This is a genomic window from Streptomyces sp. NPDC102467, assembly GCF_044765445.1.
Classification (GTDB): Bacteria; Actinomycetota; Actinomycetes; order Streptomycetales; family Streptomycetaceae; genus Streptomyces.
Genome location: NZ_JBIWKA010000019.1, coordinates 167920 through 186484, shown reverse-complemented (window position 1 = coordinate 186484; position 18565 = coordinate 167920). Strand labels below are relative to the sequence as shown.

Sequence of the window (18565 nt, the reverse complement as noted above, 5' to 3'; positions counted from 1 at the left end):
CCATCCAGACTCGCAGCCGGGAGCAGCGCACATGACGACGCGACCTGAGCCGCATCCCGTCGCGCCACTGCGGCCGGTGGTCGATTGCGTGGTGGTCGGTGGCGGGCCCGTCGGTCTGCTGACTGCCGTCTTCCTCGGGCGGGCAGGCCTGCGGGTGTCCGTCGTGGAACGCCGGCCGAGGCGGTATCCGCTGCCGCGGGCGTGCACGATCGACCATGAGGCGCTTCGCATCCTCCAGGCCGCGGGGCTCATGGCCGACCACGCGGATCTGTTCGAGCCGTCGCAGGGCGAGCGAGGCGGGTACGAGTTCCGCAACGGCGAGGGCGAGTTGCTCCAGGCCATCGACTGGAACAGGATCGCCGAGTCGGGGTGGGCCAACACGAACGGCTTCCATCAGCCCGAACTCGAGTCAGCCCTCGAGGACTTGGCGCTCGCGACCCCGGGCGTGACGGTCCACCGCGGATGGACCTTCCAGTCGCTGGAGCAGGATCGCGGCAACGGGCAGGTCTTCGTCCAGGTGGCTCCCACCGAGGGGCCGGACGAGGCTGTCCGCGTCCGTGCGCGCTGGCTGGTCGGCGCCGACGGGGCGAACAGCGCCGTCCGCTCCGGCCTCGGCATCGGTGTCGGTGATTCGGGGTTCGAGGCCGACTGGCTGGTGGTGGACTACCGGCCATTGGCCGAGGAGAAGTGGAGCGCCTTCGTCACCCAGTACTGCGACCCGGCGCAGCCGGCGACCGCGGTCAACAGCGGGCCGGGGCGGCGGCGGTTCGAGTTCATGCGCCGCGCGGACATGACCGTCGAGGAACTGGGGCGGGAGCGCACTGCCTGGCAGCTCATGGCGCCCTGGGGCGTGACACCGCAGACCGCCCTGCTCGAGCGGCACGCCGTGTACACGTTCCGGGGCCGGTGGGCGCACGCGTGGCGTGAGGGGAACGTCTTCCTCGCGGGTGACGCGGCCCATCTCATGCCGCCCTTCCTCGGCCAGGGGCTCTGCGCGGGCCTGCGCGACGCGCGAGCCCTGTCGTGGCGGATGGGCATGGTGCACCACGGCCTTGCGGCACCGGACGTGCTCGACACGTACGGGCCCGAACGCATCGGCCACGTACGGGAGATCATCGACGAGGCGGTGTCCGCAGGCCGGGTCATCTGCGAACTCGACGTAGACCGGGCTGCCGCCCGGGATGCCGAGATGAAGAGGCGCTCGCTCGATCCCGATGCCGCCACACGGGAGCCCCCGCACCCGCGCCTTGGCGAGCCGTCATTGACGGTCGGGAGCGGGGGTGACGAGGGGCGCCTCGCGCCGCAGGGACGTGTCCGGATCGCCGACTGGGAGGGCCTGTTCGACGACGTCGTCGGCGGTGGCTGGCAGTTGATCAGCCGGGTCGGGGACCCCACCGAATCGCTGGACGACGAGGACGCGTCCTGGTTCTGGCAGATCGGCGGCGTGGTCGCCGACGTGTCGGGCGTGCGTGCGCTCAAGGACCTTGACGGTGCCTACGACCGCTGGTTCACCGAGCACGAGTGTGAGGCCTTCCTGGCCCGGCCGGACTTCTATGTGTTCGCGGCCGGCCGCCACTGCGACATCCCGCGCTTCGTCTCCCTTCTGCGTCAGGCACTCGGATCACCCTCCACCTGACGGGATCGACACCTGAGGGGATCGACGAATCAGTGACCGGCTCGCCCAAGCGAGGCGGGGTTCTTCCACGAGGAAATCAAGGAGGATTTCAGGTGAAAACGGAGAATTCCGTCACGTACGCCGAGGCAACCGCGGAACCGCCCGACGAGCCGACAGGTGGGTGGCGCACGGCGATGGCGTCCACGCTCGGTCTCGCGTGCGGTCCCAGCGTGCTGGCGGTCACGACGTTCGGGGCGTTCATCGCACCGCTCCACCGCGAGTTCGGCTGGGGAATACCGGCCATCGGTCTGGCCTCGTCCATCCTCAGCATCACGCTCGTGTTCATCTCGCCCGTGCAGGGCCTGCTGGTCGACCGGTTCGGCGGTCGCCGGGTGATCCTCTGGAGCTCTCCGTTCTTCGCGCTGTCCCTGATGGCGATGTACTTCCTGCCCGACAGCCTGCCCGCCTTCTACCTGGGCTGGGTGCTCATCCCGCTCTGCGGCCTGGGTCTGTGGCCGGTGTCGTATCTCCGTCTCACCGCGGGCTGGTTCGAGCGCAGACTCGGCCTCGCACTGGGGGTGGCCAACTCCGGCATCGGGATCGGCACGGTGCTCGTTCCGATCCTCACCACGGTGCTGATCGGAACGTGGGGATGGCGAGCGGCGTACCTCGGGCTCGGCATGGTCGCGCTCATCGCGTTCCCGGTCGCGTACTTCCTGCTGGCCGAGCCCCGTCCGCGCGCGGACGGGCGTCGAGTCGGCGTCGAGTCGGCGGCGACACGCTGCGGGACGCGGCGAGAACGCGGCCGTTCTGGCTCATGCTTGCCGCATTCATCCTGCTGGGCACGATCGGCTCCAGCGTCCTCGTCCACCAGATCTCGCTGCTGCTTGACGCCGGGATTCCCTCGCACATCGCGAACCTGGTGCCGGTCGCACTCGGGGTCGCGCTCATCGTGGCCAGGATCGTGACCGGTTGGCTGCTGGACCGCTTCACGGTGTCGCAGGTCATGTCGGTCTATCTCGTCGGAGGCATCGTCTCGCTGCTGCTGTTCGCGGCAGGGCCGAACGTACCGATGGCGCTTCTCGCGGCGGCGCTTGCCGGGTTGCTGATCGGCGCCGAGTTCGACGTCCTCAGCTACCTGATCCCCCGCTACTTCGGGCGCCTGGCCTTCGGCAGGATCTACGGTGTCGCGTTCGCGGTGTTCCAGATCGGCGGGGCGGCCGCGACGTCCCTGGTGAGCGTCAGCCGCGACAGCTACGGCTCCTACACCCCGGCGATGCTCGTACTGGCCGTCGCCTGCGTGGTCTGCGCCGTTCTGTTCCTGTGCCTCGGCCCGTACCGGTACGACGGAGCCTCTCAGGTGAACATGCCGCAGCCCCTCCCCCACCCGACGCCCAACCTCGCGATGATCGGGGATCACCCCACGAAGAAAGGCACGGAATCATGACGGCGACGCAGCCCCCACACCCGCACCCGCACCCCGGCGGTGAGCTCCCGGACGCGCACCGGCCGCGGCCGGGAGGTTCGTTCGACGCCACGGTGGTCACGTTCGCGGCGATGGGTCTTTTCGACGGCCTGAGCGCCGATCAGCGCGCGCGGGTTCTGCTGCCCCACGAGGACTCCGGCCGGACGCACTGGAACTTCCTGCCCGAGTCCGGCCGGCACGGCTTGCCGCTCGGCGAACTCGACCGCCACCAGGAGCAGTTGGCGCACCGGCTGATCGCCGAGTCGATGTCGATCCCGGCCTACGCCCGCGTGGTCCAGGTGATGTCCAACGAGCACCTGCTGCGCGAACTCAACCTGCCCGTGTTCGGTCATGTCGCGGCCACCTTCCGCGACGCCCGCGGCTACTTCCTCACGTTCTTCGGCCAGCCGCAGCCGGACTGCACCTGGGGCTGGCGGCTTGTCGGACACCACCTGTCGGTCAACGTCACCGTCGTCGACGGCGACCTGGTCAGCGCCACCCCGTTCCTGCTCGGCGCCGAACCCGCCCGGTTCGGGCCGTTCCGCATCCTGGGCGAGGAGGAGGATGCCGCTTTCGTCCTGCTCGACGGCCTCACAGGCGTCCAGAAGCAGCAGGCGGTCATCCACTCCAGGCCGCCGGCGGACTTCGTCACCCGCACCGTCTCCACCATCGGCGACGTCGAGTACCCCGCCTACCACGGCGTCGGCCGCCGCGACGCGATGATCACCGACGACGATCGCAAGGCCCTGGCGTACTTCCGCGCCCACCCCCGCGGCATCCGGGCCGGCGACCTCTCCCCCGCGCAGCGCCCCCACTTCGACGACCTGCTCGCCCACTTCGTCGAGCGTGCTCGCCCGGGCCTTGTCGGCCACGAAATGGACCGCATCGCGGCCGCGGGCGGCGTCGACGAACTGCACTTCGCCTGGGCCGGCGGCACCTCCGTCGAGCAGCCGCACTACTTCCGGATCCAGGGCCCCGTCACCCTCGTCGAGTTCGACAACGCCGAGGACGACGCCAACCACGTACACAGCGTCTGGCGCGACCCCTCCAACGACTTCGGCGCCGACCTGTTGATCCAGCACCACCTCGAACACGACCACGGCGGCCCGCCCGCGGACGACACGGCCTGACGGGCGGGGTCGCCGCCGACGGCGCATCAGCAACGACGAAAAAGAGTCCCGGGCCGGGCCCGTGGACCGGAAAGGGAAACTCATGAGAATCGTGGGTGTCAGGCACGCGCACGGCGACTGTGGCGTGGAGGTCGCGGCCATGGCCGAACAGGACGACGAAGTCACCGTCATCGCCTCACTCGCGGACTTCTGGGCCGACCCGGCGGGGTGTCTCTCCCGGCCGCCCGCCGGACCGACGTTCGCCGCCACGTCGGTCGAGCTGGTTCCCCCCGTCCTCCCGGGCGCGCGCGTCTTCTGCATCGGACTCAACTACTTCGCACACGCGGCGGAAGGCAGCTTCCGCGACCAGGAACTGCCGCCGTACCCGACGCTGTTCGCGCGGTGGCCGCAGTCCCTGACCGTGGACGGGACGGAAGTGCCCGTGCCCTCCAACGAGGAGGGCCTGGACTGGGAGGGCGAGGTCGTCGCCTGGGTCGGTGCGCCGCTCGTCGACGCCTCCCCCGAGCAGGCCCAGGCGGCGGTCATCGGATACTCGGCGTTCAACGACCTGACGTCGCGCCGGGCGCAGAAGCTGACCTCGCAGTGGATCCTCGGCAAGAACGGGGACCGGTCCGGTCCGCTGGGCCCGCTCGTGCCCGCCGCCGAGGTCGGCGACCTCAAGCAGGGGCTGCGGCTGCGGACCCGGGTCAACGGCGAGACCATGCAGGACGCCACCACCGACCAGATGATCTACGCGGTCGGGGACACACTGTCCCTGATATCGCACACTCTGACCCTGCGCCCCGGCGACCTCCTCGCGACCGGCACACCGGCGGGCGTCGGCTACAGCCGCAAGCCTCCCCGGCTGCTGCAGCCGGGAGACACGGTCGAAGTCGAGGTGGAACGCCTGGGGACGGTCCGCAACACCGTGGTGGGCAACGACCACCGGTCCGGGCACGACACCCTCCCGGGCAGCCGCAGGACACATGCTGATCAGCCTGAGGCCCTGACACCGTTGAGCCGCCATTGACCCGGTGGGGCTGAGGAGGGGCGGGGCGGGGCGGGGCGGACGGCCAGGAGGCAGGCCGGCCTCGCCATGTCCTGGCGCTGGAGATGAGGGTAATGTTGACATCTTGCCGCTGAGCCGCAGAGTGTGAGGTACCGCCGTTTACGACTGATGTCCGGGCCGATGGGGTCTACTCCACCTGCTCCGTTCCCGGCCTGCTCTGAAATGTCGGCAGGCTTGCGACGGGCGTCAGCTACGGTTGTGCCGAAAACTCGTCCGGGAAGTTCCGAGGACAGCCGAGCGCCAGATGGAGACGCGTGAAAGGCCTGCAGCCGATGACAGCACGGTCAGCCGAGGTGGCGAACAAGCTCGCCCGCTCCGACGACGACGCGAGCAGGGCCCATCCCGACGAGATGAGCAGGGCCCACCACGCTCTTCGGCGCGCGATCATGCACGGCGATCTGCGCGCTGGCGACCCACTGTCGCAGGTCGAACTGGCCCGGCAACTCGGCGTGAGCCGCGGCCCCCTGCGCGAAGCTCTCAGGATCCTGCAACGTGAGGGCTTCGTTCAGCAGGAGTCACAGCACCGCGCCCGGGTGGCGGCGTTCAGCGACGACGACCTGGATGAGTTGTACGCGATGCGGATCAGCCTCGAATCGCTGGCGATCGGGATCGCCGTCCCGCGCATGAGCGAGGACCACCTGCGTCAACTCGACGACTTGCTGCAGGAGATGGACGAAAAGGCCCGCACCGGTGACGTCGAGCAGTGGGAGTGCCCGCACGAGAAGTTCCATCGCGCCCTGGTGCACCCGTCCGGCCCGCGCCTGGAACGGGAACTCGCCCTGCTGTCGGACCACGCCACGCGCTACCGCATGGCGTTCGTCTCATGGAACCCTCTCGAGTGGCAGGCGGACACGAGCACGCAGCATCACACGATCGCCGAGGCGGTGCAGTCGCGTGACGCGAAGGCCGCCTCCCGTGCGCTGGCGACCCACCTGGCCCGCACCGCGCTCGTGGTCCTCTCCATCGCCTCACCGGCGTACGAACCCGTCCGCATCCGTAAGGCTCTCGCCGGCGCGTGCGCCGAGTAGCGACGTCTCGGTCAGTCCTCGCTGGGTGCTGCGGGCAGCTTGGTCTGGACCAGGTCCATCACGGAGGAGTCCGTGAGCGTGGTGACGTCACCCAGCTCGCGGTTCTCGGCGACGTCACGGAGCAGGCGCCGCATGATCTTCCCGGAACGTGTCTTCGGCAGCTCGGCCACCGGAAGGACACGCTTCGGCTTGGCGATCGGGCCGAGCACGGCGCCCACGTGGTTGCGCAGGTCCGCCACGAGCCCTTCGTCATCGGCGTTCGCCGTGCCCCGCAGGATGACGAACGCGACGATGGCCTGTCCGGTGGTCTCGTCCGCCGCGCCCACGACCGCCGCCTCGGCGACCGACGGGTGCGAGACGAGCGCCGACTCGACCTCGGTGGTGGAGATGTTGTGCCCGGACACGAGCATCACGTCGTCCACGCGGCCCAGCAGCCAGACGTCGCCGTCCTCGTCCTTCTTGGCGCCGTCACCGGCGAAGTACTGGCCTTCGAAACGCGACCAGTACGTGTCGAGGAAGCGCTGGTCGTCGCCCCAGATGGTCCGCAGCATGGACGGCCACGGCTCGGTCAGGACGAGGTAGCCGCCCCCGCCGTCCGGCACTTCGCGCGCCTCGTCGTCGACGACGGTCGCGGAGATGCCCGGCAGCGCGCGCTGGGCGCTTCCCGGCTTGGTCTCGGTCACGCCCGGCAGCGGCGAGATCATCATCGCGCCGGTCTCGGTCTGCCACCAGGTGTCCACGATCGGGCAGGTGTCGGCGCCGATGTTCTTCCGGTACCACATCCACGCCTCGGGGTTGATCGGCTCGCCGACCGACCCGAGGACCCGCAGGCTGCTGAGGTCGAACTTCGCGGGGATGTCGTCGCCCCACTTCATGAACGTACGAATCGCCGTGGGCGCGGTGTAGAGGATGGTGACGCCGTACTTCTGGACGATCTCCCAGAAGCGCCCCTGGTGCGGGGTGTCCGGGGTGCCCTCGTACATGACCTGCGTCGCGCCGTTCGCCAGCGGGCCGTACGTGATGTACGAGTGCCCGGTGACCCAGCCGATGTCGGCCGTGCACCAGTAGACGTCGCTCGAAGGCTTGAGGTCGAAGACGGCGTGGTGGGTATACGCGGCCTGCGTCAGATAGCCGCCGGAGGTGTGCAGGATGCCCTTGGGCTTACCCGTCGTGCCCGACGTGTAGAGGATGAAGAGCGGGTTCTCGGCGTCGAACGCCTCGGGGGTGTGCTCGGCGGACTGGCGCTCGGTGAGCTCGTGCCACCACACGTCGCGGCCCTGGGTCCATGCCACGTCCTGGCCGGTGCGGCGCACGACCAGGACGTGCTCGACGGAGCTGTCCTCGCGCGCGACGGCGTCGTCGACGGCGGGTTTGAGGGCGGCGGGCTTGCCCCTGCGGTAGCCGCCGTCGGAGGTGATGACGACCTTGGCGTCGGCGTCCTTCACGCGCTTGGCGATGGCGTCGGCGGAGAAGCCGCCGAAGACCACGGAGTGCGCGGCGCCGATGCGGGCACAGGCCAGCATCGCGATGACGGCCTCGGGGATCATCGGCAGATAGACGGCGACGCGGTCGCCCTGCCGCACGCCCAGCTCGGTCAACGCGTTGGCGGCGCGGCTGACCTCGTCCTTGAGCTCGGCATAGGTGATGGCCCGACTGTCGCCGGGCTCACCCTCGAAGTGGATCGCCACACGGTCGCCGTTCCCGGCCTCCACATGGCGGTCCACGCAGTTGTACGCGACGTTGAGCTTGCCGTCGGCGAACCACTTCGCGAACGGCGGGTTCGACCAGTCGAGTGTCTCGGTCGGCTCGGTGCTCCAGGTCAGCCGGCGGGCCTGCTCGGCCCAGAAGCCGAGCCGATCAGCCTTGGCCTGTTCATACGCCTCCGCGGTGACGTTGGCGTTGGCCGCCAGGTCGGCCGGCGGCGCGAACCTTCGCTCCTCCTCCAGAAGGCCGACGAGCGGGGCACCGCCGTCGGCTGCTCCACCGTTGCGTACTGCAGACATGTCCACTCTCTTCCTTGAGTCGTGGCGCACGAGGAGCCTCTACGCCCGGGGCACCTGGCCCCACGGCGCTGTCCCGCGCGTAACACTCTGGTCGATTTGTCTTTCAGGCAGTCGAAGACAGGGGGCGCCGGCCAGGCCGGGCCATTCCCGAAAGACTCCGCCGCCCTGTTGGAACGCAGGCGACGTTCACTCTCGGGACGTGGCGAGTTCGGAGTGTGAGGCGTCCACAGCTGCGGACGCGGCGACCACCTTGGAGCGGGGGCCCGTGGAACGCCTCCCGCGCCGGTCCGCGAGCAGGGCGAGACCCACCCCGATGACGACCCAGACCATCAGGACCAGGCCGGGCAGACCGCCACCCGCTCCGTCGAAGAAGGCATTGGCCCGCAGAAGGCTGCCCGAGGCCCCCGGAGGCAGCAGTTGGCCGACTGTGGCCCATCCGTCGGGAAGCCAGTGCGGACCGGTGGCCAGGCCCGAGAGGGGGTTGCCGAGCAGCATCATGAGAGCACCGCCGAAGGCGAAGCCCACCATGCCGAACCGGGCTTGGAGGCCGAGGAGGATCGTGGACAGAGCCGCCATGCCGAGCATGACCCCGAGCGCGGTGAGCCCGTAGCTGCCGTCGATCGAGTGCGTGCCGAACTGGAGGACCGCGGCGACCGCCGCCCCCGCCACGGCGGAGAAGATCAGCGCTCCAGCCAGACGGACCCGCAGCCCACGATGGCCGGGGAAGACGTTGCCGAGGATCAGGGCGGGGAAGATCCCGCCGAAGATCATGGGCATCAGTGCCGAGGTCAGCCCCGCGCCCCGGGGGTCCTCGTCGGTGAACGGCACCACGTCGTGGACACTGGCCTGCGTCTTGTTCTGTTCGGCCACGCCGTCGCCCAACGCGGTGAGGGCGCTAGTGGCCGAGGGGCCACCAGCGGTGGCGGTGTAGACGTCGACACTCTGAGCCGTGATCGCGAGTCCGCCCGAGATGTCCCCCGCCTTGACGGCCGTTTCGACGGCATCGGGGGTCTTGTAGAGACGGACGTCCCACTCGGGTCCGTCGACTTTCTCCTTGACCGCCTCAGCTGTCTGCCCAGGCCCGGTGACGCCTATCGGTACATGGTGCGGGCCGCTGTGCAGCGAGGGCAGCGCGAAGGCACACAGCATCGCGGCGATGAGGCCCGCAAGGCCGAGGACGACCAGGGTCAGCTTGCGTCCCGTACCGGGCGGGGTGGCGTGGTGCGACATGGTGGGGTCTTTCTCTGCTGGGCACCGCCCGTTGGAGGGGGCGGAGCCCCTTACGGACTGCGGTGGTGGAGAAGATCGGCCTGACGCTGAGCGCCGAAGGCCGCGTACGCCGGATCGCCGACGCCCATCGCCCGGACGTGCCTGGCGGCTACGACCCCGCCGAGGCCGTCGCCGCCCGGCGTCCGGCCGGCGACGTCGACCGGCGACGGGCGTCACCCGTATCGATCAGGAGTGGTCCGCCGCCGCGGCGACGATCCAGTTCCTGAACTCGACGGCGTAGTGCCGCAGGTGGTGATCCAGGACGTCCTTCGGGCAGGACGTGGGGAAGTAGACGGTCAGGTTCGCGGTGAAACCGTCGGCGGTGTCGCCGAACTGGATCAGCGCCCGCCCGACGACGGTGCCGTCCTCCAGGAAGAGATTGGAGGACATCTTGCGCGGAAAATCCGACTCCGGGAGGAGTTCGGCCGCGTCCTCGGCCCAGGCCATCGCGGCCGTGCCCCAGCCGCCCATGTAGAAGGAGCAGACGTGGGAGCCGATGTTCTCCACCACGCGCGCCCCGATGTCGTCGGTGCCCATCACGTAGTGCTCGGGGTGCGCCGCCAGAAGCGGGCGCGCGTCGTCACCCGCGAAGGCCCCGTCCATCCAGGCCAGGAACTCGGCCGAGGTCAGGCCACGTGCCGTGAGCACAGTCGTACCGGCGTGGAACTCACCCTCGGAGGTGCGTGCAGACTCCCGCAGGAAGGCGTTGCCCTCCTCGATGTCCGCGGCCAGCAGATCCAGCAGGCCCTGGCGGCCCAGAAGCGTCCTGAAGCGGTCCAGCGCGCGGCGGGCGTAGAACAGCTCGAAGTCGTCGATGCTCCCGGAGCCGGCGGGCCCCGACTCCAGCGTCACGGTCACTGCCGGGGAAGTCTGCTTGTCGGTCATGGTCGAACCTCCAGTATGATGCGAATGTAAATTCACATTCGCGTTATGAGAGTACGCAGAGAGGTGCACCACTTGTCAAACATTCCGACTGAGACCGCCGCCGATACGATGCGGGACATGACCGACGCACCAGATCGCCCGGCTCCGTACCGGGAGCCTCAGCAGGCGCGCAGCGCCGCGACACTGGCTCGCGTCCTGCAGGCGGCCGAGGAGATCGCCGCATCGGCAGGCCTGGACGAGATGACGATCGCCGGCGTCGCGGAACGCGCCCGCGTCTCGGTCGGCACGATCTACCGCCGCTTCGAGGACAAAGAGCAGCTCATAAACGCGCTCACGGAGCGGATGCTGGACCGGCGCGAGGAATACGTGGCCGAGCAGCTCAGCAAGGCCGAGCCGTCACTCTCCGGCATCATGGACGCCTACGCGCACGCACTGCTCCAGTCCTTCGCCGACAGCAGCAACCTCTTCCCCGAACTGCTGCGCATGCGAGGCGCCAAGCCCTCGGACCGCGGGGCCCGCACCATCACCGAGATCCACCGGCTCCTGCTCGAAGCAGCGGCTCCCTACGCGGACGAGATCCGGCGCTCCGACCCGCAGGGGGCACTGGACACCGCGGCCCGCGCCGTCCTCGGTGCCTGTTTCCACAACTCCGTACGCCCCGACCCGGCGTCCGGCGAGGCGGCTCAACGCCGGTACGCGGACGAACTCAGCGACATGGCCATCGCCTACCTGCTCACGCCCGACCGCCGGGGCCCCGCCCGCACCTGAACCGCCCGCGCCCGCCGCGCGTTTCGCACAGTCGTCCAGTCGCCGGCAGTCCCTCAAAGCCAGCGGCGCCATTTGAAGACGCCCCAGAGGCCGACGCCGAAGCCGATCATCAACGCGACGGCGAGAGGGTATCCCCACGTCCAGTGCAGCTCCGGCATGTGATCGAAGTTCATGCCGTAGATGGAGGCGATGAGCGTCGGGGTGAACAGGATCGCCGCCCACGACGAGACCTTCTTCACCTGCTCGCCCTGCTCGATGGTCTCCTCCGCGAGGCGGCGGCTCTCCTCGCCCTGGGCGAGGCTGGCGCTCGACATGCGTTGCATGGCCTCGTTCTGATCCATCGTCACCAGCGTGGAGTGGACGGTCAGCCCGTTCTCGAGCAGGGACCTGGCCCCGTCGACGCGTTCCGTCACCCGGATCGTGTGGTCGAGCACGTTGCGCAGCCGGTTCTGCACCTCGTCGCCCGTGCCATACCGGTCGGCGCCGCGGAGCAGCCCCCGCACCATGTCCGGGAGGGGGCCGACCGCGCGCTGGAGGACGATCACCTGGTCGAGCAGCCGGTAGATCCGCTCCGACAGCGCAGGATCCGCGTTCCCCTTGCCGAACAGGCTGTCCTCGACCTCGTCGATGTCGTTCATCAGCCCGGCGACGACGGGCGCGTAGCCATCGACGATGACATCGAGGAACGCCGTCAGCATCGCCTCGGGCCCCATGCCGAGGAACTGCGGCTCCGCCTCCAAGGCGTCGCGGGCCGCCGAAAGGTCCGGCACCCCGTCGTGCCGGACGGTGATGACGAACTGCGGCCCGACGAACAGGTGAACCTCACCGATGTCGACGCTCTCGCGCCGATCGTCGTAGGAGGCGGGGCGCAGCACGACGAACATCGTGTCGCCGTACCGCTCGAGCTTCGCGCGCTGATGCCCCTTGTGCGCGTCCTCGACGGCCAAGGGGTGCAGCCCGAACCGGGCCGCGGCGGTCTCGAGTTCGTCCGGGCCGGGGTCCATCAGTCCGATCCAGGCCACTCCCCCCGAGCGCTCCAGTTCGTCGGCGGCATCCCGCAGGCGTGGCGGGCACGCGGCGCGGCGCCCTTCGACGTAGATGCGGCCGTCGATCGCCGTCATGGGCCCGTCCCCTCGTCGTCGGTGGCCGGAGGCGCCGGGACCAGCACGGTCTGCACGGCGGGCCCGACGAGCATGATCAGCTTCCCACGCTCCGCCCCGGTGAGCGTGGGGACACCGACGACGCCTCGTCCCACCACAAGGCCGACGAGCATCGACGACACGATCCCCGCGCGGAGCATCGCGTCGCCGTCGGCGGCGGCGCGTGAGGGGACAGCGGCGACCAGCAGCCGTTCCTGGAGGAAATCGCGTAGCTGCTCGTTCGCCTGATCGTTGACGATGGCGCCCCGGAGCATCGCCATGAGCGGCTCCGATGTCCGGGCGTCCCCTTCCCACACGTCGAGGAAGGCTCGGACGACGCGTTCGCCGAGGCCGTCGTCCACCCCCTCGAACGCGGCACTGAAGCGCGTCAACGCGTCCGCGGGAACGGACATGACGGCGGCGAACAGCTCGTTCTTCGACCGGAAGAACTGCATCACCAGCGACGCGTCCACCCCGGCGTCGGCCGCGACCCGCCGGATCGTGGTCCCGGTGAAGCCGTCGGCCGCGAAGCGGGCGCGGGCCGCGGTGAGGATTGCCTGTCGGGTCGTGTTCGTTCCCGGCCGGCGTCCGCGGCGGGCGGCGGTGTCGGGACTCGTGTGCGCGGTCATGCCCCAAAATTACCTCCACGTCAAGGAACTCAACAGCGGTTGAGTTTCTTTCGTGGCGGGCCTACGCTCGAAATGTCGGCAGAGCCCGACCCCGTACGGAGAGTGGTCCGGCCTCGTACGGAGAGGGGCCCGACCTCGTACGCAGAGGGGCCCGACCTCGTACGCAGAGACGCCGACCCCGTACGGAGAGACGCGAGGAGCGCACCATGAGTGATGTCCAGAAGGTATTCACGCCCTCCCACCCGCTGGAGCCGGGCGCCCGGTACGGGATTCTGAGCGACTTCGAACCCGGGACCCGGACACTGGAAGCGGGCTTTCGGATCGCGCCGCCGTTCAAGCCGCTGCCTGTCGACATCGTCCTCGACAAGGATGTGCCGGTCACACTTCGCGACGGCGTCACGATCTATGTGGATGTCTTCCGCCCCGCCGGGACGGAGAGGGTGCCGGTTATCGTGGCGTGGAGCCCGTACGGCAAGGGCCAGGGCTCGTCCGCCAGCGTGATGGGCATCTTCGGGATGGTCGGCCTCGACAACGGCATCGTCTCGGGCCTGGAGAAGTTCGAGGGCCCGGACCCGGCGTACTGGTGCGCGCAGGGCTACGCGATCTGCAACCCGGACATCCGGGGCGTGGCCAACTCCGAGGGCGACAGCGTCCTATGGGACCGGCAGGAGGGCCGGGACTGCTACGACCTGGTCGAGTGGCTGGGCGTCCAGGACTGGTGCACCGGCAAGGTCGCGATGAGCGGAACCTCGTACCTCGCGGTCTCCCAGTGGTTCACGGCGGCCGAGCAGCCGCCGCACCTGGCGGCGATCAACCCGTGGGAGGGCGTCAGCGACGTCTACCGCGACCTGGTGCTGCGCGGCGGCATGCCCGACACCGGCTTCGCCCGGCAGCTCCAGGACAACAGCTACTTCGGCAAGGGCCAGAAGGAGGACATCCTCACCGAGGCCGAGCACCACCCGCTGATGGACGGTCTGTGGGAGAACAAGATCCCGCAGTTCGAGAACATCACCGTGCCCGCGTACGTCGTCGCCAGCTACTCCAACACCCTGCACACCGCGGGTACGTTCCGCGCCTGGCGCCGGATGGAGTCCGAAGACAAGTGGCTGCGCGTCCACAACAGCCAGGAATGGCCCGACTACTACGACGAGGCCAACGTCGAGGACCTGCGCCGGTTCTTCGACCACGTCCTCAAGGGTGCGGACAACGGGTGGGAGCAGACGCCCCGCGTGCGCTACTCCCTCCTCGACCTCCAGGGCGGCGACCGGATCAACGTCCCGGCTGACCAGTTCCCGCCGACCGACGTCACGTCGACGAAGTACTACCTCGACGGACGCACCCGGACCCTGGGGACGACAACGCCCGACGTCGAGGCGACGGCGGGGTACGCCGTCGCGTCCAACCCGGACACGGTGTCGTTCGTGACGCGCTTCGACGAGGAGACCACGCTGGTCGGGTACCCGAAGGCCCACCTGTGGGTCGAGGCGGACGGCTCGGACGACATGGACCTCTTCGTCCTCGTCCAGAAGCTCGACGCGTACGGCACACCGCTGCAGGCGTTCACCGTTCTCAACCAGGGCGCGCTGATCCAGGACGTCACAGAACGAGGCGCCTCGATCCTGCGGTACAAGGGCTCCGACGGGCGTCTGCGCGTCTCGATGCGCCACCTGAACAAGGCCCTGGCCACCGACGACGTCCCCGCCCACACCTTCGACAGGGTCGAGAAGCTCGCACCCGGCGAGGTCGTCGACGTCGAGATCGACCTGCTCCCTGTCGGCCTCACCTTCCACCCGGGCGAACAGTTGCGCCTCGTCGTCAGCGGCCGGTCGCTCCTGGGCACGATGATGCCCGGAATCCGCGAGTACGCGCCGGCCAACAGCGGTCGGCACATCATCCACACCGGCGGCGACCGCGCGTCGTACCTGCAGCTTCCGGTCAAGCACGCGTGACCCGGGCGGTCCGCCCCGCCCTCGCCCGAGGCCGGGGCGGACCGGCCGACTCATACGCCTGCGGCCCGGACGGAGTCAGCGGAAGTGACCGGCCGCGACCACCAGGGCGTCGTTGGCCTGTCGTTCGCCGATGGTGATCCGTACGCCGTCCTGGCCGTAGGGCCGCACGATCACTCCGGCGTCACGGCAGTGGTCGACGAAGGCGGTGGTCTGTTCGCCGAGGCGGAGCCAGACGAAGTTGGCCTGACTGTCGGGCACGGTCCAACCCTGTTCCAGTAGTGCCTTGTGGACGCGTTCCCGTTCGGTGACGAGCTCGTCGACGCGTTCCATCAGCTCGGCCTGCCGGTCGAGAGAAGCGATCGCGGCGCTCTGGGCGGTGGCGGAGACGCCGAAGGGTACGGCGGTCTTGCGCAGCGCCTCGGCGACCGGTGCGTGGGCGACGGCGTATCCGACCCGTAGCCCAGCCAGACCGTAGGCCTTGGAGAAGGTCCGCAGGACCACGACGTTCGGCCGGTCCCGGTACAGCTCCACGCCGTCGGCACAGTGGGGATCGGTGTTGAACTCCACGTACGCCTCGTCCAGGACGACCAGCACGTCGACCGGCAGGCGGTCCAGGAACCGTTCCAGTTCGTCCCGGTGCAGAGCCCTGCCGGTGGGGTTGTTGGGCGTGCACACGAACACCAGCCGGGTCCGGTCGGTGACCGCCTGTGCCATCGCGTCGAGGTCGTGTGCCTCGCCCCCGGTGAGGGGCACCTCTACGGGACGGGCGCCGAACAGGCGGGTGACGATGGGGTAGGACTCGAAGGACCGCCAGGCGTAGACGACTTCGCCGCCCGGGTCGACGGTGATCTGCATCAGCTGCTGCAGCAGCCCGCTGGAGCCCGTGCCCAGGGCGATGTGCGCGGCGGGGACCGAGAGGTGTTCCGCCAGCCGGTGCGTCAGCTCGGTGCTGTGCAGATCCGGGTAGCGGTGCATCTGCGCGGCGGCGACGGTCACGGCCTCCAGCACGCCTGCGAGCGGGGGGTAGGGGTTCTCGTTGGAGGACAGCTTCCAGCCGGACGCGGCCGTTTTGCCGGGCACGTAGACCGGGATCGCGTCCAGCGAAGTGCGCAGCCGCGGTGACGATCCCCTGCCGTAGTCTGTCACTGCCATGTCCTTGCTTGTCGTACTCATGGTGCGTCCGTTCACCGGCCTTACCGGCCGACTTCCCAGTGATAATCAAATCGGGGGCTGGCGGTTGGCGCTGCGGCCAGGCCCACCGGCCCCGTGAATCCCGCGAAACCGCGAATCCTGCGAATTCCGTCAGAGACGCCCTCGCTCAAGCAGCGTTCAGCCATTCAAGCAGACCGTCATAGAACGCCTGCACCTCACCGGGGCGATCGTCACCGAGGAGGTCCTCGCCGATCGTGTATCCCTTGCTGCGCAGGTAGTGGGTCAGGAGCGCGTAGCTGGTCCTGAGCCCTGCTACGTCGGAGCTGCTGACGTCCACGGTGTCGCCGGGGCACGCCGGGGTGAGGGTGTCCCGTTCGTAGATCGCGTCCATGCGCCGGACCTGCCAGCGGTCGTCGCGCTCGATGAGCCGGTAGTTCAGCCGCGTGTACGAGACCAGGTGCGCCGGAACGCCCTTGAGCCGGATCTGGAACTCCACGCCGCACGACACTTCCGCGATGGCACGGTCGTTCCGGACATGGACGACGGGTGGGGAGAGCCGGTGCACGGCCGTGTCCCCCTGAGCGCTCATGCGTTCCGAGGCCGCCACGAAGCCGGGCCCGTCACCGGTGTACCAGGACAGGCTCACGGACGAGTCGGCGGCGAAGGAGGCGCCCATCTGGGCCCACCAGCCTCGATCGCGGCCCTGCCGTTCGTGAAGGATGGCCTGTTCGATCCGGCTGACAGCGTTGCTCTTGCTCATCGGACACGCTCCCCGGCGATCCAGACACCGGCGATGTCGCGCGTCGCGGTGATGCCGGTGGTCGGGTCACCGTCGACGAGGACCAGGTCGGCGCGTCGGCCCGGTTCGATCACGCCGCGGTCGTCGAGTGCGAACGTGCGCGCGGTGAGGGTCGTGGCACCGCGCAGTGCCTCGACGGGCGTGAGCCCGGCCTCGACCAACAGCTCCAGCTCGTCGTGGAAGGACGTGCCGTGCCGGGGGGCGAAGGGGACGCCGGGCGCGGAGTTCGCGTCGGTGCCGACCAGCAGCCGGATACCGGCCTCGTGGAACTTGGTCACCGTGTCCCGGGCGTACTCGTACTTGAGCCCTGCCCCGGCCCGGACGCCCGCGATGCCCCTCATCATCGTCAGGGTGGGCGAGGACACCATCCCGGCGTCCCGCATCCGCGCGACGGTCTCGTCGTCGAGGACGGCGTCCAGGGGTGCGTGCGTACTGATGTCGACGCCGGCCTCGACCGCGACGCGGAACGCGCCGGTGGTGATCGAGTGCGCCACGACGAGGAGATTGTGCTCGTGCGCCGCCTCGACGATCGCCTTCACGGTCGTCCGGTCCATGCCCTCCGGCGGCGCGGCCTCCGTGACGATCTTGATGTAGTCGGCGCCGTCGGCGATCCGCCGCTCGACGAAGGCGTGCGCCTCCCGCGGGGTCGTGACGATGCCGTCCGCGGGGAAGCCGGGCATCTTGGCGTGGTTGCCGCCGGGCCCGACCGCGGGAGTCGTCGCGCTGAGGATTGCCGCCACGCCTGCCTGTCCACGCATCTCGGTCACGAACGGGAGCGGCCACGCCGCCATGTCCAGGCCGGTGGTGACACCCGATTGCGCCAGGTTCGCCAGGTCGTCCCGCCCCAGCGTGTGGATGTGCGAGTCGATCAGACCCGGCAGCAGCACCTTGCCCGCACCGTCCACCACCACGTCCGGGGTTCCGTCGGCGACGATTTTCTCGCCCTCGACGTACACCCGCCGGGATTGCGTCAGGCCGTCACCCGTAAAGACGCGGACATCGTCGATCGCAGTAGCAGTCGCCATCAGGACCTCCTCAATTTACCTTTTCTGAAAGGTATCACGAAAGCATTATTCGCTATCATCGGATCATGACCTCCACCAGTGAGAACGGCTTGAGCGGCGAACGTCTGGCGCTGGCGCTCTCTCAACATGTCGTTCGTCTGCAGGGCCTGCTCGAGCGGGCCATCGCCCCAGCCCTTGCGGCACAAGGCCTCACGGCCGCAGAACTCGACGTACTCGGCGCGTTGCGTTCCGTCGGCGAGCCCTACCAGCTCCGACCCAAGGAACTGGCCACGCGTCTCCTGCTGACTACCGGCGGGCTGAGCAACGTCCTGCGTCGGCTCGAGACCCGCGACCTCGTGTCGCGCGTCCCCGACCCCCAGGACGGGCGAAGCCACAACGTTCGCCTTACGCCTGAGGGAGTCACCGCCGCGAAGGCCATCACCACCGCGGCGACCGCCGCACTCCACGGCGCTCTGTCCGCGGTGCCCACCGCAACGCTGAAAGGCACCCTGCAACAACTGCAGTCGGTTCTCGGCACTATTGACGACGCTCCGCCCGCCACCCTCCCGATGCAACACATCCCGGAGACTCATGAGCCCACATCGGGAAGTCGCTGAACGTCCGCCCGGTGGCGCCAGATCCTGTGGGCGCCCGGAGCTCGACTGTCCCTGCTGACCTGGCC

At 69.3% G+C, this 18565-nt stretch carries 17 protein-coding genes; 9 read left to right on the top strand and 8 right to left on the bottom strand.

Annotation, left to right across the window (positions count from 1 at the left end; all coding sequences use genetic code 11):
• The first annotated feature begins 31 nt into the window (after positions 1–31).
• From ACIREE_RS34595 to ACIREE_RS34570, 6 genes are all read left to right on the top strand, one after another.
• Complete coding sequence (locus ACIREE_RS34595) at positions 32–1636, top strand: bifunctional 3-(3-hydroxy-phenyl)propionate/3-hydroxycinnamic acid hydroxylase (RefSeq protein WP_404161307.1); 1605 nt, start codon at positions 32–34, stop codon at positions 1634–1636.
• Positions 1637–1728: 92 nt separating this feature from the next.
• A complete protein-coding gene (locus ACIREE_RS34590) occupies positions 1729–2583 on the top strand; it encodes an MFS transporter (protein ID WP_404161304.1) in 855 nt (284 codons plus the stop codon).
• A complete protein-coding gene (locus ACIREE_RS34585; protein ID WP_404161377.1) occupies positions 2490–3062 on the top strand; it encodes an MFS transporter in 573 nt (190 codons plus the stop codon). Before ACIREE_RS34590 ends, ACIREE_RS34585 begins: the two co-directional genes overlap by 94 nt.
• On the top strand, positions 3059–4210 hold the full coding sequence (locus ACIREE_RS34580) for a DUF3500 domain-containing protein (RefSeq protein ID WP_404161301.1): 1152 nt from the start codon (positions 3059–3061) through the stop codon (positions 4208–4210). The genes ACIREE_RS34585 and ACIREE_RS34580 overlap by 4 nt, the downstream gene beginning before the upstream one ends.
• 82 nt (positions 4211–4292) lie before the next feature.
• The gene (locus ACIREE_RS34575) at positions 4293–5219 is read left to right on the top strand and encodes a fumarylacetoacetate hydrolase family protein (RefSeq protein WP_404161299.1); all 927 of its coding nucleotides are present in this window, start codon (positions 4293–4295) and stop codon (positions 5217–5219) included.
• Between the two features lie 311 nt (positions 5220–5530).
• Positions 5531–6286 carry a GntR family transcriptional regulator gene (locus ACIREE_RS34570; protein ID WP_404161296.1) on the top strand — a complete coding sequence of 252 codons (756 nt, stop codon included), beginning with the start codon at positions 5531–5533 and terminating at the stop codon, positions 6284–6286.
• An 11-nt stretch (positions 6287–6297) separates the two neighbouring features.
• Here ACIREE_RS34570 and acs read toward each other — a convergent pair whose 3' ends face one another.
• The 3 genes from acs to ACIREE_RS34555 form a co-directional block, all read right to left on the bottom strand.
• Positions 6298–8289 carry an acetate--CoA ligase gene (acs, locus tag ACIREE_RS34565; RefSeq protein ID WP_404161293.1) on the bottom strand — a complete coding sequence of 664 codons (1992 nt, stop codon included), beginning with the start codon at positions 8287–8289 and terminating at the stop codon, positions 6298–6300.
• Positions 8290–8475: 186 nt separating this feature from the next.
• Entirely contained in the window at positions 8476–9519 is a 1044-nt protein-coding gene (locus ACIREE_RS34560; RefSeq protein ID WP_404161290.1) for a hypothetical protein, read from the bottom strand.
• 225 nt (positions 9520–9744) lie between these two features.
• Positions 9745–10443 carry a hypothetical protein gene (locus ACIREE_RS34555; RefSeq protein ID WP_404161287.1) on the bottom strand — a complete coding sequence of 233 codons (699 nt, stop codon included), beginning with the start codon at positions 10441–10443 and terminating at the stop codon, positions 9745–9747.
• A gap of 117 nt (positions 10444–10560) precedes the next feature.
• On the opposite strand from ACIREE_RS34555, the gene ACIREE_RS34550 reads away from it, so the two are divergent.
• The gene (locus ACIREE_RS34550) at positions 10561–11211 is read left to right on the top strand and encodes a TetR/AcrR family transcriptional regulator (RefSeq protein ID WP_404161284.1); all 651 of its coding nucleotides are present in this window, start codon (positions 10561–10563) and stop codon (positions 11209–11211) included.
• Between the two features lie 53 nt (positions 11212–11264).
• Here ACIREE_RS34550 and ACIREE_RS34545 read toward each other — a convergent pair whose 3' ends face one another.
• Together ACIREE_RS34545 and ACIREE_RS34540 are read right to left on the bottom strand one after the other, a co-directional pair.
• Positions 11265–12332 carry a magnesium and cobalt transport protein CorA gene (locus ACIREE_RS34545; RefSeq protein WP_404161281.1) on the bottom strand — a complete coding sequence of 356 codons (1068 nt, stop codon included), beginning with the start codon at positions 12330–12332 and terminating at the stop codon, positions 11265–11267.
• Positions 12329–12979, bottom strand: a complete 651-nt coding sequence (locus ACIREE_RS34540; RefSeq protein ID WP_404161278.1) for a TetR/AcrR family transcriptional regulator — start codon at positions 12977–12979, stop codon at positions 12329–12331. Before ACIREE_RS34540 ends, ACIREE_RS34545 begins: the two co-directional genes overlap by 4 nt.
• A 206-nt stretch (positions 12980–13185) precedes the next feature.
• Between ACIREE_RS34540 and ACIREE_RS34535 the strand changes: the two genes are divergently transcribed.
• On the top strand, positions 13186–14928 hold the full coding sequence (locus ACIREE_RS34535) for a CocE/NonD family hydrolase (protein ID WP_404161276.1): 1743 nt from the start codon (positions 13186–13188) through the stop codon (positions 14926–14928).
• A gap of 75 nt (positions 14929–15003) precedes the next feature.
• Here ACIREE_RS34535 and hisC read toward each other — a convergent pair whose 3' ends face one another.
• From hisC to ACIREE_RS34520, 3 genes are all read right to left on the bottom strand, one after another.
• Positions 15004–16101 carry a histidinol-phosphate transaminase gene (gene hisC, locus ACIREE_RS34530; protein WP_404161273.1) on the bottom strand — a complete coding sequence of 366 codons (1098 nt, stop codon included), beginning with the start codon at positions 16099–16101 and terminating at the stop codon, positions 15004–15006.
• Between the two features lie 145 nt (positions 16102–16246).
• Positions 16247–16840: a nuclear transport factor 2 family protein gene (locus ACIREE_RS34525; protein ID WP_404161270.1), complete on the bottom strand. Its 594-nt coding sequence runs from the start codon at positions 16838–16840 to the stop codon at positions 16247–16249.
• Complete coding sequence (locus ACIREE_RS34520) at positions 16837–17904, bottom strand: amidohydrolase family protein (protein WP_404161267.1); 1068 nt, start codon at positions 17902–17904, stop codon at positions 16837–16839. Before ACIREE_RS34520 ends, ACIREE_RS34525 begins: the two co-directional genes overlap by 4 nt.
• Before the next feature lie 65 nt (positions 17905–17969).
• Between ACIREE_RS34520 and ACIREE_RS34515 the strand changes: the two genes are divergently transcribed.
• Positions 17970–18500 carry a MarR family winged helix-turn-helix transcriptional regulator gene (locus ACIREE_RS34515; RefSeq protein ID WP_404161264.1) on the top strand — a complete coding sequence of 177 codons (531 nt, stop codon included), beginning with the start codon at positions 17970–17972 and terminating at the stop codon, positions 18498–18500.
• Positions 18501–18565 lie beyond the last annotated feature (65 nt).

What these genes read in the sequence shown, in the direction of transcription:
- ACIREE_RS34595 (WP_404161307.1), top strand. Translation starts at nt 32, where the DNA reads ATGACGACGCGACCTGAGCCGCATCCCGTCGCGCCACTGCGGCCGGTG.
- ACIREE_RS34580 (WP_404161301.1), top strand. Translation starts at nt 3,059, where the DNA reads ATGACGGCGACGCAGCCCCCACACCCGCACCCGCACCCCGGCGGTGAG.
- ACIREE_RS34575 (WP_404161299.1), top strand. Translation starts at nt 4,293, where the DNA reads ATGAGAATCGTGGGTGTCAGGCACGCGCACGGCGACTGTGGCGTGGAG.
- ACIREE_RS34570 (WP_404161296.1), top strand. Translation starts at nt 5,531, where the DNA reads ATGACAGCACGGTCAGCCGAGGTGGCGAACAAGCTCGCCCGCTCCGAC.
- acs (WP_404161293.1), bottom strand. Translation starts at nt 8,289, where the DNA reads ATGTCTGCAGTACGCAACGGTGGAGCAGCCGACGGCGGTGCCCCGCTC.
- ACIREE_RS34560 (WP_404161290.1), bottom strand. Translation starts at nt 9,519, where the DNA reads ATGTCGCACCACGCCACCCCGCCCGGTACGGGACGCAAGCTGACCCTG.
- ACIREE_RS34555 (WP_404161287.1), bottom strand. Translation starts at nt 10,443, where the DNA reads ATGACCGACAAGCAGACTTCCCCGGCAGTGACCGTGACGCTGGAGTCG.
- ACIREE_RS34550 (WP_404161284.1), top strand. Translation starts at nt 10,561, where the DNA reads ATGACCGACGCACCAGATCGCCCGGCTCCGTACCGGGAGCCTCAGCAG.
- ACIREE_RS34545 (WP_404161281.1), bottom strand. Translation starts at nt 12,332, where the DNA reads ATGACGGCGATCGACGGCCGCATCTACGTCGAAGGGCGCCGCGCCGCG.
- ACIREE_RS34540 (WP_404161278.1), bottom strand. Translation starts at nt 12,979, where the DNA reads ATGACCGCGCACACGAGTCCCGACACCGCCGCCCGCCGCGGACGCCGG.
- ACIREE_RS34535 (WP_404161276.1), top strand. Translation starts at nt 13,186, where the DNA reads ATGAGTGATGTCCAGAAGGTATTCACGCCCTCCCACCCGCTGGAGCCG.
- hisC (WP_404161273.1), bottom strand. Translation starts at nt 16,101, where the DNA reads ATGAGTACGACAAGCAAGGACATGGCAGTGACAGACTACGGCAGGGGA.
- ACIREE_RS34525 (WP_404161270.1), bottom strand. Translation starts at nt 16,840, where the DNA reads ATGAGCAAGAGCAACGCTGTCAGCCGGATCGAACAGGCCATCCTTCAC.
- ACIREE_RS34520 (WP_404161267.1), bottom strand. Translation starts at nt 17,904, where the DNA reads ATGGCGACTGCTACTGCGATCGACGATGTCCGCGTCTTTACGGGTGAC.
- ACIREE_RS34515 (WP_404161264.1), top strand. Translation starts at nt 17,970, where the DNA reads ATGACCTCCACCAGTGAGAACGGCTTGAGCGGCGAACGTCTGGCGCTG.